We start from the raw sequence: 13,661 nt of genomic DNA, 5'->3' as shown, positions 1-13,661 counted from the left end.
AGCATTGAGGTTCAATGGTAAAGGAGGTTGTGTTTTTCGATGAAACCTGCTGTTATTGGAATAGTTGCCATACTTTTCATATCTCTGATGTACATCCTTTACAGCAAATATAGCGGACCCGACCTATCGAATTCGACGGGATACCACAATGCAGATGCAGCGGATAAGCAAGCGGAAGATGTGCCAGAATCATTTGTCACATTGAAAGTAATTATGCCTGGCGATCTGTCGGCGCGCATGGGCGACTTCGTTGAGAATGAATTGAATGATCGACTTAAGAAAGATTTAAATATGAAGCTTGACTTGACTTATATTCCTTGGTCTAATTACCAACAAAAATTAGAACTGGCCTTATCCACCGGAGAAAAGTACGATTTGTTCTGGTATGGCGCACCATTCGTCTCTGTTTATTACACGAAAGGTTATATTCAGCCTTTAGATGAGCTGCTGAACCAATATGGGCAGGATCTTATTCAACATATTCCTGATGAAAACTTCAAGCAGAATCGGATCGATGAGAAGCTCTGGGCGATACCGTCTCAGGCATTTACGTCTGCAGGGAAATTCTCTTCCGTCATGGTTCGCCAGGATTTGCTAGAGAAGGTCAGCATGTCAGAAATTAAGACAATCGCTGATCTCGAGCTTTTTTTCGAAAGAATGCAAACCATAGATCCAAGTTATTATGGCTATTTGGAAACGGACCGAGGCCATGAAATGTTGTGGCGTGAATTGACAGATCGAAATTACTCTTCATTGGATGAGCGATTGTTATTTGTGGTTGATGAGGACTCTGGAGAGATTCTGAGCTATGTAGAGTCTGATTTATATAAAAAAGCGGCTCAATTGCGTGAGTCATGGGTGAAGATGGGCATCATTGACAAGAATCTAGTGGGCAATCCGGCAGCGAAGATCGATCAGGAGAATGCAGGAAAGCTTCTATTTCGAGTAGGTGCGGTCTCCAGGGCAATGGAGAACCTGCAAACGGCACGGAATGCTGATCCGAATGCCAGGCTCCGCGAGTATTATCTTGCAAAGGAGAAACCGAAGTTTATTACTACCCCAAGCAATGAAGCCTTTATGATAACGGAGGCATCGGAAAATCCTGAACGGGCGATGATGTTTATGAATTGGATTTTGCAAAACAAAGATAATTATAATTTTATTGTTTATGGGGTAGAGGGAAAGGACTATGAACTGGAGAATGGTAAAATTAAGCAATTGACCAATGACCAGTTAATATACGAATGGATGTGGCGAAACAAGGATTATTTTCTCGCACCTGCCAGTGTAGAGGATGATATTATTGATGACATGCTTACGAATGATGAAAACTCGCGCATTTCCAAATTATTCGGATTTCATTTCAATGAGGCGTCCGTCAAAAATGAGATAGCCCAGGTCATGGCGGTCTATAAGGAAAAATTCGAGCCCATCAATTTTGGCTTGGCCAGTTATGATGAGTATTATGAAGATGCAATCGCAGCTCTTAAGAAAGCAGGCTTTGACGTTGTTTTTGAAGAATTGAAAAAACAGTTCTCGGAATTCCAACTCCAACATTAAGATGCTGAGCCCGAATTTGAGAGGACGATCGATTATGAGCAGATTCAGCATATTCACAAAACTAATAGCCACTTTGTTGATTTTACTTATCCCAATCCTACTCCTATTTGCGGTGTCGAATCGAACAAGTACGCGTGTATTGACTGACGAAATTATTAAGGTGAAGCAATATCAGATTGAAACGTTCGCCAACCAATTGGATCAGTTGTTTTTTCGACTGGATACCTATAAAAAAATGCTGTACGAAAGCACGGATGTACGAAATTTAGCCTACCCTGATTTGCTTGACGATGTCTTAGATAAATATAGAATCAATCGAACGGTCTCTGAAGAAATTAATCGACTTGCCGGTTACGGTGATTGGAAAGCAGTGATTGCTGTTCTCTATCCTCGTACCGGAATCGTCATCAAAAGCAACTCCAGCTTAAATGCGCTCCCCAAAGAGTTTCCTGCGCAGGATACATTTTGGCAATATTATTCCGATCCTAATGAAGATTATTTCATGGAAATATTGTCTTATCCCGAAAACTCAGCGGAGTCAGGCGAGGCGCATATGAGAGTAGTGCTTAAATTCGGCGTGGCAGCCTTGCGAAGTGCTTTATCTGAATTTAAAGCGAATGGTTCGGGAGATCCGTTCCTCTATCATCCAGGAGCGGACCCTATTCATAATTATTCCGTAAATGTAGATCAAATTGACGAATTTCTTCCTAGGCTTAGAGAGATCGACAGTTCGATGGAAAGCGGATACATGCTGCTTAAATCCGACAAGACGAGGTTTCAGGTCCACTATCAAAAGCTGGAATCATTAGGCTGGTATCTGGTTGATTACGTCCCCATCAGTCATATTATGGCACCAATTAGTCGGAATCAGACGATGTTTTATGTGATAAGCGGAATGCTTCTGTTTATGGGGGCGTATCTTGCTTTTGTGATGTATCGAAATATTCAGATCCCATTCCGGAAGCTGATTCAGAACATGAATTTGATCGAAAAAGGTATTTATTCCGTAAGGATGGTAGACAAGCCCAAAGGGGAATATCGATTTCTTTATGAAAAATTCAACTCCATGGCGTCAAAAATAGAGAAACTGATCGAGGACGTGTTTAAAGAACAGCTCCGCTCAAAGGATGCGACGCTGAAGCAGCTGCAATCGCAGATCAATCCGCATTTTCTGTACAACACGCTTGCTTATATCAAAAGTATGATTGAGCTGAGTGAAGACAAAGCCGCCATTTCAATGACTATGAATTTGAGCAAATACTATCGTTACACGACCAAGACGGGGAACAAGATGGTGAAGCTGAAAGAAGAATTGGACTTGGTTCATTTCTATCTAGAGATCCATTGCATGCTGAGAGATGATTTTGAATTTCATATCGAGGTCGAGCCGCAGATGGAAGACTTGGAAATTCCACGCTTGATCGTACAGCCGCTTGTTGAAAATGTAATCCTTCATTCGTTCAATAATCATTCGGAATATGGAATGATTCGAATTAGGTGTTGGCGGGAAGATAGCATGAACCATGTAGCGGTTGAGGATACGGGCACAGGAATTGATTATGCAGTGATCGAGTCGATTAGAAGGAAGATTCAATCGAGCAATGAAGAAATAGAATCCGGCCTGAAAAATGTACATCAACGACTACGTTTGATGTACGGTGGCGACTCAGGCTTGCTGCTCAGCCAATCGGAATTAGGTGGACTTTGCGTAGAATTATGTTGGAGCAACAGGGAAGACGTATCTTGACCTAAGGAGGGACAAGGATGTTCGAAATATTGATCGTGGACGACCACACACATTTGGTTGACAGTCTGGCAATTGGACTTCCGTGGGAGCAAATGGGGATCACTAATGTTTATAAAGCCTATTCCGGCGAGGAGGCCTTGGAGCTGCTCAATTACCGTTCCGTTGATATCGTGGTAACGGATATCCATATGAACGGAATGACTGGACTAGAGTTGATCGCCCGAATCAATGAGAAATGGAAAAATACAAAAGCGGTTATTATAACCGGATTTGATGAGTTTCAATATGCGAAGGAAGCCATCCAACAGCAAGTAAGTGACTATCTCTTGAAGCCGGTATCGAATGAGGAATTGGAACAAACCCTTCGAAACATTATTAATCGAATTACAGAAGAAGGAAATGAGCTGCTGAATCAGCAGAAATTTGTTTACCGTTTCCGAGAAAGCTTGCCCAAATTAAGAGAAATGTTCTTATATGAATTGATCTCCGGCAAAAATTACCCTATATCTGATTTAAAGGAGAAGATCCATCTCTATGGGCTTCCCTTTTCTGTTGAAAAAGAGGCTATCCTCTTATGCATGAGAGTAGAGGAGGATTATTCGAATACGGATCTTTATAGTCTCTCTTTGATCGAATATGCCATGTTTAACATCGTAGAAGAGGTTTTTTCGAATAAATTTAATGTGATGCATTGCAAAGATTCGCATGATTATTTGATTTTTCTGGTTCAAGCAAGTTCAATAGAACAATCAGACATAGATAACTCCGCAATAATAGAAGACTTGGCCAGGCTCTCCCAGCATCAAATCAAATTATATTTAAAATCGAAGGTTTCCATTGTACTTAGCAATTGGGGAGGATTCCCAAAGGACATATTGTCCATGTACCACTCTTCATTATCCATATATACCGATTACATAGGAAATCAGACGGAAAGCTTTTTTCATGTGACGCAAAAGAAAGAAGTTTTCGAAATCCAACCGCTTGCGGAGCTTTATCGTTCCCAAACGTTAATGGAGTTAATTGATATTGAACAGTGGACGGCATTTGAGAGTAAGCTGACCCGGATATTCGATGAGCTTGAAGGCGCAGGCAGCGGGGCCCGTGAATACGGGCTTGAAATCTATGTTACCTTGCTACAAACCTACGCCTATTATTTGCACAAGAAGGGCAAACGGATCTTTGAAGTTTTTGGAAGAGATATCGAGAAAATGCTGAAAATTGATGCCAGTTGGAGTTTGGAGCCGTTAAAAGAATGGGCTTTCGGCAGCTATGTCCAAATCAAAGCTTACAGCGACAGCCGTTCAGACAATATACGGTTTGACTTGATGGAACGGATTCGCCGATTTATACAAGAAAATATCAAAGATATAACCCTTCAAACAGTAGCTGATCATGTTAATCTGCATCCCGTATATGTATCCAACTTATTTAAGCAGGAAACGGGAGAGAACTTCTCAAACTATGTGCTTCGCCTGCGAATGGAGAAAGCGGTCCAATTGTTGAAGCAGAAGGATTTGAAGATCAGTCAAATTGCGCATGAAGTTGGCTATCAGAAACCGCAGTATTTTATTAAGCTGTTTAAGTCTCACTATGGGATGACTCCACAAGAATTTAAGAACAGTTTATGAAGAGGACCCATGGCTGGCCGAAATCACCGAGAACGGGAGCCGTCGTGGATTGTGGCACGTCCAGTATATTGTCCGAGGGCCGCTCGGTTTGCCCGGGCCGCCGAAAGGACGGCATCAAAATTCTAAGTTAGAAAGAAGATGAACGCAAGGCCGGTGGAGGGCTTTGTGTTTTTTGCGTTGCATGGTTCATTCCCAAACTGTGTCGGATAAGACCAGAAATAAAAGGATCGACCGCTACTAAACCCCCGCCGCCTCTCCTATAATTGGAGACAAGACAGAGAAAAGTAGGTGGAGAACGTGAGCAAACGTAGCGGAGGAGAAGGCGCTCTCCTTGGCGCCGGCGGACGGCGCTGGAAGCTGATTCGAGGCAACCTGGATATGTATTTGCTGCTTATACCGGGCCTTGTGTTCTTGTTATTGTTCAAATACACGCCGATGTACGGCATCATCATCGCCTTCCAGGACTTCAACATCTTCAGCGGCATATCCGGCAGCGAGTGGGTAGGGACGGAACAGTTCGAGAGACTACTGCATTCGGAAGAATTTCTGCAGGTGCTTATCAATACGCTGCTGATCAGCTTGTACAAAATAACGATTTTATTCCCGATACCGATTGTCATCGCGCTTATGCTCAACGAAGTGCGGCGCATGTTCTTCAAGCGGACGATCCAGACGATCATCTATTTGCCCCATTTCCTATCATGGGTCATTATCTCGGGATTATTCCTTAACATCCTGTCGCCAAGCGGCGGCATCGTCAACGAAATCATTCGTTCGTTCGGCGGAGAGCCGATCTCGTTCTTTACCGACAACAGCTTGTTCCGCAGCTTGGTCGTCTTCACGGCCGGGTGGAAGGAAATCGGCTGGAACGCCATCGTCTTTATCGCCGCGATCGCGGGCATTGATCAGGAGCAATACGAAGCCGCCGCCATCGACGGGGCGGGGCGGATCAGACAGATGTGGTCGATCTCGCTGCCGGGCATGCTGCCTATCATCGTTCTGATGTTCATCCTGCGGATCGGCAGCCTGCTGGAAGCAGGGACTGAACAGATTCTGACGATGTACAATCCGCTCGTGTACGAATCCGGGGACGTCATCGGCACTTACGTGTACCGGATGGGACTCGGCCAGCAGGATTACAGTTTCAGCACGGCGGTTGGCCTGTTCAACTCTGCTGTCGGCTTCCTGCTTATCGTCATCGGCAACATGCTCAGCCGCAAATTCCTGAATCGCAGTATCTGGTAAGGAGGAACGACCATGTATAGGAGAACCGCCAAAGATTTTATGCTCGATGGCTCGATCTATGTTGTGCTTATCGCGATGGGGCTTATTACGCTGCTGCCGTTCGTTAACATTTTGTCCAAGTCGATCAGCGAGGAATGGGCCATTCTGTCGGGTCAGGTCGGGATTTTCCCGGTCGGATTCCAGCTTGACACGATGAAATTCGTCGTCACGAACAGCCAGTTTCTTAACTCGCTGTGGATATCGCTGCTCATTACGGTCATAGGTACCTTCGCGTCGCTGCTCGTAACGGCGCTGACCGCTTACCCGCTGTCGAAGCGAGAGCTCCCCGGCATGGGCAACATTATCGTATTGTTCATCTTTACGATGATGTTTAACGGGGGCATCATCCCGAACTATTTGCTCGTTCGCGAGTTAGGGCTTATCAACCATCTGGGCTCGCTCATTCTCCCGGCGCTCATCAGCGTGTTCAACATGCTGGTCATCAAGAGTTACTTTGAGAGCTTGCCAGCCAGCTTGGAGGAATCCGCCAAGATCGAAGGCGCTAACAATCTGACGATTCTGTTCCGAATTATTTTGCCGCTAAGCGGCCCCGTGCTGGCGACGATCGGCCTGTTCTACGCCGTCTATTATTGGAACGACTACTTCAACCCGATGCTGTACATCAACAGCTCGGCGCTGAAGCCGCTGCAATTGTACCTGCAGGACATCGTCATGAACGCGGATACGTCTTCGGCAATCGACAAGTCGGCCGACGATCTCATGAACGTGCCGGCGGAGGGCGTTCGGGCGGCAACGGTCATCGCATCCACGATTCCGATCTTGCTCATTTACCCGTTCTTGCAGAAGTATTTCATCAAAGGCATGCTGATCGGTTCCGTCAAAGGTTGAATCGACATCTAGTCAAGGTTTGCTGACACGCGCATTAACTTTTTCAACAGGTCCGTTGCCTGTGTTACTCGTCACGATCGTGCTCCCGGTACCGGAGCATCGGCCCCTTGCAACGGACGTTGTTGGAAACTTAATGATATAGATTACACTAATTGCAGGAGGGTCTCATTATGCAAAAAGCATTCAAACTTATGTCCGTCATGGCGATGTCCGCGTTTCTGGTAACGACAATGGCCGCTTGTTCTGGCAATAACGGCAAGAACAACGAAGGTTCCGGCAACGGAGCGAACACAGGAAGCGAAGCGACGGCCAAGCCGGACGCGGAGAAGCCGGGCCTGAAGCGATTGAGCGTATGGCAGAACGATGATTACAATGCTTACCCGGTAGCCAAACTGCTTGAAGACAAAACGGGCTACAAAGTGCAATACGATATGATGCCCCAAGACAAATGGGTTGAGAAGCTGAACCTGATCATGTCCTCCGGCGAAGCGTACGACATCGTCACATCCTATAGCGACATGGCTTTATATTCGGACTATGCGCAGAAGGGAGCGCTTGTCGACTTGACGCCGCTCATCGAAGAATTTGGTCCCAACATCAAAGCGGCCATAAAGCCGGAATCGATGGAGGCATTAAAGGTGAACGGCAAGCTGTATGCCATCCCGACAACCGTTACGTACGACATCAACAGCTCCATCCTCATCCGTACGGATTGGCTCGACAAGCTGGGACTTTCCATGCCAACGACGACAGATGAGCTGACGAACGTGCTGACGCAATTCAAGGAGAAGGACCCGGGCGGCAACGGCGACCGCAACGTTCCGCTTACGATTAAAGGCGATCAATCGTTGATCGACAACCTGGTAGGTGCGTTCGGCATCGCCAATGCGTGGAACGACGTAGACGGCAATCTCGTTCCGCGAGTTATGGACCCGGCGTTTAAGGACTATGTCGCTTTTGTAGGCAATCTCTATCAGCAAGGGCTGATCGACCGCCAATTCGTAGTGAACAAGGATGCTACGGCGAAAGAGAAATTCGCAAGCGGCGTGGCTGGCGCCATCGTCGTTCACTGGGCGGATATTCCGGCCATCGCGGATTCGCTTACGAAGACGAAGCCGGAAGCCCAATTCGCTTTCGTTCCGGCGCTTAAAGGTCCTAACGGCGAAGCTGGATTCGCGGCAAATGCCGGATTCGACCGTCTGACGTACATTCCGAAAGCATCGAAGCATCCAGAAGAAGCCATTAAATGGATTAACGCGAGCCTAGAGTCGGAAACGTTCAAAAATATGGCGATCGGGGTCGAGGGCACGCACTATAAAGTTGTAGACGGCGCTTATGAGCCGATTCAGCCGATCTTTACCGATGAGCGCAATCTGGCCAATAACTACATGGCTGGAACAGACGAAGAAAATTATCCGCAATATTGGCAAGCGCGCGTTCGTAAAAACCCGGTCATGTTCGAAGCGTTCAATTTCCTGAATAATGAGCAGCCTGCCGAAGCGAAAATCAAAAACGTGCTTGGTCTTGCTCCCTACATGCAGCAATATTCGAAGTCGAACCAACAGCTCAGCACGATGCTTGGCGACTACACCGTTAAGTTAATCGCCGGCGCAGAGTCTATCGACGGCCTTGCCGACTTCCAGTCCAAGTTCATGTCGTCGGGCGGGGAAGCCGCTTCGAAAGAAATTAACGACTGGTACGCAACGATAAAATAAAAAAAGATAAGCGGCGGGGGTCCATTATGGCGCTTGTCGCTTTCTTTCATCTAAGGGAGAGATTATTATGCATAACGCAGCTTATTCGTTCGCACGCCAAGTAAAAACTCATGCCAAGGCAGATGTCGTTGTCATAGGCGGTGGCCCAGCGGGAACGGCGGCAGCCATCGGCGCGGCCAGACGCGGCAAACAGGTGATCTTGCTGGAGAAGTCCGCTCAGCTCGGCGGAATGGGGACGCTGGCCAACGTCAGCGTGTTTATGCCCGTCGGCAACGTCACCGGCATCTACCGCGAGATCGTCAAGGAGATGCTAGCCGACTATTTGCCCGCCGGCCACGACGAATCGACCGCGCCGCAATATTCGCCGTTCTTGCTTCGCCAATACTTGAATGACAAAATGAAAAAGGAAGGCGTATCAGTTTACTTCCACTGCGAATTCGTTGGCACGATCCGCAGCGGAAATGGAATCGGCGCGGTTATCGTCTCGACGCGCGAAGGATTAAGAGCGATAGAAGGCGATGTTATCATCGATTGTACGGGCGATGCGCGAGTGGCGATCGATGCTGGCGTGCATTATCGTACTGGCCGCGAGACGGACGGACTCACGCAGCCGATGACGCTGATGTTTACGATGCAGGACACGGGCAAGCTGGTAGAGAAAATTCTTCCGGAAGGCTGTTATCATTACGAGGAGGTATCCGATCTGCCGCAAGGGCGCAGACTATATTGGAAGCAGCGCGACGACGGTGTGTTGCTCATCAATATGTCGCGCGTCAAAGCGAACGGAGCTGATATAGAGCAAGTCAATTACGCGGAGACCGAAGCTTTGAAGCAGGTGTTCTCGATTGCGCATTATTTGCAGAGAACGGGCTTCGAGACATACGCGATCGCTCACATTGCTTCGCAGACGGGAGTTAGGGAGACCAATCAAATTGAGGGACTTTACACGCTGACTGAACAAGACGTCGTGAGCGGTACACGATTCCCGGACGTGGTCGCCCAAACGAATTACGAGATCGATATTCATAGCCCGGACGCCAGCAAGACGACCGACGAACGCCGAGTCGACGGCTATGATATTCCGTATCGTACGATGGTGCCCGTGGGCGATATCGACAATCTGCTCGTAGCGGGTAGATCGATCTCTGCGACGCATGTCGCGATGTCCTCGATGCGCGTCCAAGCGACTTGTTACGCGCTGGGGCAAGCGGCAGGCATTGCGGCGGCGATCTCGCTGGAGGATGGCGTATCCGTTCGCGAAGTAGCGATCGACAAGGTGCAAGCCGAGCTTGCGAAACAGGACGCTAGACTGTTAGGCTGATATAATAGACGGAGGGAGATGGCGGGCGATGTACCGATTGCTTATCGTAGACGATGAACCGACGGTTCGGGCGGGCTTGCGTTCTTATTTCGATTGGGCCGCGTACGGAATTGTAGTAGCGGGCGAAGCGGATGACGGGGATGTTGCGCTCGAGATGATCGCCCGCGATCAGCCCGATCTTATACTGACTGATGTCCGGATGCCGAGCATGGATGGCATTACGATGTCGCAGTGTGTCTCGGAGGAATATCCGGCCGTTAAGATCATATTCGTCAGCGGGCATGACGACGCCGAGTATCTCAAGTCGGCGATGAAGGTCAGCGCGGTCGACTATATATTTAAGCCGGTTAATTTGCAGGAGCTGAGCACGGTCATCAAGCGCGTCGTCGCCGATCTGGATGCGGAGCGTTCCGAGCAGATTCATAAGCAGGAGCTGCTCGTTAAGCTGAAGGAAGGCATGCCGCTGCTGCGCGAGAAGTTTCTGCTCTCCATGATCGGAGAGGGGGCGCCTAAATCGGAGTTGGCCGAGCGGGTGTCGTTTCTGGGTTTGAACTTGTCCGTTAATGCCTCCTACTGGGTGATGGTCGTCTCCGTGGACGATCTTGCCGAAGTCATGGCGAGCCGCTCCGAGCGCGACCGCCAGTTATTATGGTATTCGGTGCTTAACATTTACCAGGAACTGATCGACGCCCATATGCGAGGATATGTCTTCGAGCACCGGGCCGGCGAATTCGTGGGCGTGCTGCAGGCGGCGGAGCCCGGCGGCGATTCGGCAACCGAAGCGGCGGAGGCATTGTTTGCACTTGCTGGCGATCTCAGGTCCAATCTGGAGCGCTGGCTCAAAATCGGCGTGACGATCGGCATTAGCGATTTGGCTGGTGGCTTGCCCGGTCTTGCACCGGCATACAAGCAAGCTCGCGAAGCAGCCGACTACAAATGGTATCTAGGCAAAAACCGCATCATCACGATGGATAGTCTGGAAGGCGCTGACCCGGAGGACGGCACCATGCGGAGATACGATTACGAGCTCAACGACAAGCTGATGTCGGCGCTTAAGGCGGATGATGAAGCCAAGGTCGGCGAAGCCGTGGAGTTGATTTTCGCCAGCTTGTCCTATAGCCGGCCCGACGGCCTGAAGTACGGTCGCAATCTGTGCATGCAGCTGGTGCTCGTGATCGGACAGCTGCTCATGGAGCTTGGCGCTGGGGATCCCAAGCTGGAAGCCATGGAGGCGGAGTTGACGGAGGCGTTGTACGAGAAGGAGACGCTGAAGGATATGCGTGGGTTGATGGAGTCGTATCTGGCGGCTGTCGGCGAATGCATCCGGGAGAAGCGGACGGGAAAGGTAACGAATGTGGTTGAGCGAGTACGTGCGTATATTGAGCAGAACTACGCCAACGGTGGACTCACGGTTGCCGATGCCGGCAAAGCGGTCTATTTGTCCTCCACGTACGTCAGTCTTTTGTTTAAGCAAGAGACGGGGCAGACGGTCGGTGAATATTTGACCCAAATACGCGTTGAAAAGGCCAAGGAACTGCTGCGCGATCCGCAATACAAGTTCTACGATATTTGTTACGCGATTGGATATACCGACCCCAGCTACTTCACAAAGCTGTTCAAAAAAGTGACGGGCGCTACTCCTAGCGCATACCGGGACTCTCATGCGTAGAGCCTGGAACGCCGCAACAAGCTTCTTTTCGCCGCTGCGCCAGCTAGCGGCGATTCGCCGTTTCACGATCCCTCGCGCTTGGTTGATCGCGTATCTGTTGCTCATTGTGCTCCCGACGGGTATCTTCTTGTACGGCTATTATGAGCGCTCCGCGGATATTCTGAAGAGTGAGGTCGTCCGGACGATGCAGCAGGCGCTCAAGCAGGCTGGGAGCAATCTCTCTTACCGACTGGAGCGCATTGAAGATATTAGCGACGCCGCGTTCATGAACGCAAACCTGCATTCATATTTGTTAATTAATTCGGATGATCAGTCCATCGGCACTCAGATCAAGGTGATCGAGGATTTGCGGTATTTGGTCGAGACGGTACAGTCGAATTCCGACGTGTTTCGCGTTCGGTTGTTCGTGGACAAATCTAAGCTGTACGCGGAAGAGAGAATTAATTTTTTTACGCTGGACAGCTTGAGGAATAGGTCGTGGTTCCATTCCATCATCGGCGGAAACGGCAGTATCGTATGGACAGGCGTCTACGAGGAGTCGTATCTCGGTGCACCTGATGAGTCGATATTGTCCGCCGCTCGTATGCTGCGCGATCCCGACGATTATGCTAAAGTGTCCGGCGTGCTTATGATCGACATCCGTCAGGGCATCGTCTCGGGCATTCTCTCCGAGCTGCAGTTCGCGCCGGGCACATCGGTCTATCTCGTTGATCGGGAGGGAGCGGTCGTCTATCATCCCGATGCGGCGCTTATCGGCACGGCTGTAGAACCGCATATGCTGGATGCGCTGAACGAAGGGACTGAAGGAACGACGTCTCTCCTGCTGAACGGCGAACAAAGCGACGTGCTGTACACGACGCTTTCACCAACGGGCTGGAAGTTAGTCGCTCAGGGAACGAAATCCCAACTTTCCAAGGCTACGCAATTGCTAACGAAACGGTCGGAGTGGCGCTCACTGATCGAATATATCGCGTTGTTTCTGATCCTTCCGTTTGTCCTGCTGGCGATTATCGTACGGGGGATGAATCGCCGCGTCAATCATGTGATCACGGTCATCCGCAAAGAAGGCAAGGAGGGCAAGGACGGTATCGACGGCTTGCACGATCTGCCTGCGGTCAATGGCGACTTCCATATGCTGGAGCGAAGCGTCGACCATCTGATCCTGCGAGTTCGCACGCTTGTGGAAGAGAATTACACTGCCGAGATTCGCGAACGCGAAGCACAGCTGTCAGCGCTGCAAGCGCAGATCAATCCGCATTTTCTCTACAATACGCTGGATACGATCAACTGGATTGCCATCGGGAAGGGCGCGACCGACATAAGCGCGATGATCGACAGTCTCGCGAAATATTTCCGCCTCAGTCTGAATAAGGGCAAAAATATCGTAAGCGTGATGGACGAGCTGAAACTGGCCGAAGTGTATCTCGAAATCCAGCAGAGCCGTTTCCTTGGTTCGTTCGATTTTAATGTTGCCGCGGGCGAGGGGCTGGAGAGGTACAGAATGCCCAAGCTGATCCTGCAGCCGATTGTCGAGAACGCCTTGCTGCATGGCATTCGCAAGGCGAAGGATCGCAAGGGACGAATCGATATTACGGTCGAGTTGGAACAAGGCGATCTCGTCTTCGTCATTTCCGACAATGGTATTGGAATGGACGAAAAGCTGTCTCGCCGCCTCCTGACGGAGGAGCGCGTCGTCACTGACGATCATACGGGCACCGGAAGCTCCTATGGCTTGTTTAACGTGAACGAGCGGATCAAGCTGTATGCTGGCGAAGGGTACGGTCTAAGCATCGCTTCACAGGTCGGAGTCGGCACCTCCGTCACGGTTCGGATGAGAGCGGAGGTTGCTGCCTCTCGGAATTCTAACGATACTGGAGATTAGTGG

Annotated in this window: 9 protein-coding genes; all 9 read left to right on the top strand. The window is 49.5% G+C overall.

Features of this window, described 5'->3' with window-relative positions; genetic code table 11:
* The first annotated feature begins 39 nt into the window (after window positions 1–39).
* The 9 genes from MHI37_RS27460 (at window position 40) to MHI37_RS27420 (ending at window position 13,658) form a co-directional block, all read left to right on the top strand.
* Window positions 40–1,560 carry an ABC transporter substrate-binding protein gene (locus MHI37_RS27460; protein WP_076336677.1) on the top strand — a complete coding sequence of 507 codons (1,521 nt, stop codon included), beginning with the start codon at window positions 40–42 and terminating at the stop codon, window positions 1,558–1,560.
* Window positions 1,561–1,594: 34 nt separating this feature from the next.
* Window positions 1,595–3,307 (top strand): histidine kinase, encoded by a 1,713-nt coding sequence (locus tag MHI37_RS27455; RefSeq protein ID WP_076336676.1) that lies wholly within the window; start codon window positions 1,595–1,597, stop codon window positions 3,305–3,307.
* A gap of 17 nt (window positions 3,308–3,324) precedes the next feature.
* On the top strand, window positions 3,325–4,938 hold the full coding sequence (locus MHI37_RS27450) for a response regulator (RefSeq protein WP_076336675.1): 1,614 nt from the start codon (window positions 3,325–3,327) through the stop codon (window positions 4,936–4,938).
* Window positions 4,939–5,235: 297 nt separating this feature from the next.
* Window positions 5,236–6,183, top strand: coding sequence for an ABC transporter permease subunit (locus tag MHI37_RS27445; RefSeq protein ID WP_076336674.1), 948 nt, complete (start codon window positions 5,236–5,238; stop codon window positions 6,181–6,183).
* Between the two features lie 12 nt (window positions 6,184–6,195).
* Complete coding sequence (locus MHI37_RS27440) at window positions 6,196–7,071, top strand: carbohydrate ABC transporter permease (RefSeq protein ID WP_076336673.1); 876 nt, start codon at window positions 6,196–6,198, stop codon at window positions 7,069–7,071.
* A gap of 170 nt (window positions 7,072–7,241) precedes the next feature.
* Entirely contained in the window at window positions 7,242–8,786 is a 1,545-nt protein-coding gene (locus MHI37_RS27435; protein ID WP_076336672.1) for an extracellular solute-binding protein, read from the top strand.
* 67 nt (window positions 8,787–8,853) lie between these two features.
* On the top strand, window positions 8,854–10,107 hold the full coding sequence (locus MHI37_RS27430; protein ID WP_076336671.1) for an FAD-dependent oxidoreductase: 1,254 nt from the start codon (window positions 8,854–8,856) through the stop codon (window positions 10,105–10,107).
* 28 nt (window positions 10,108–10,135) lie between these two features.
* Window positions 10,136–11,776 (top strand): response regulator, encoded by a 1,641-nt coding sequence (locus MHI37_RS27425; protein ID WP_076336670.1) that lies wholly within the window; start codon window positions 10,136–10,138, stop codon window positions 11,774–11,776.
* A gap of 106 nt (window positions 11,777–11,882) precedes the next feature.
* Window positions 11,883–13,658: a sensor histidine kinase gene (locus tag MHI37_RS27420; RefSeq protein ID WP_342556565.1), complete on the top strand. Its 1,776-nt coding sequence runs from the start codon at window positions 11,883–11,885 to the stop codon at window positions 13,656–13,658.
* Window positions 13,659–13,661: the final 3 nt, after the last annotated feature.

The sequence above is a fragment of the Paenibacillus sp. FSL H8-0548 genome, from assembly GCF_038630985.1.
GTDB lineage: Bacteria > Bacillota > Bacilli > Paenibacillales > Paenibacillaceae > Pristimantibacillus.
Note: the sequence above shows the minus strand (reverse complement) of the source record. Positions and strands in the feature narration are given on the sequence as shown.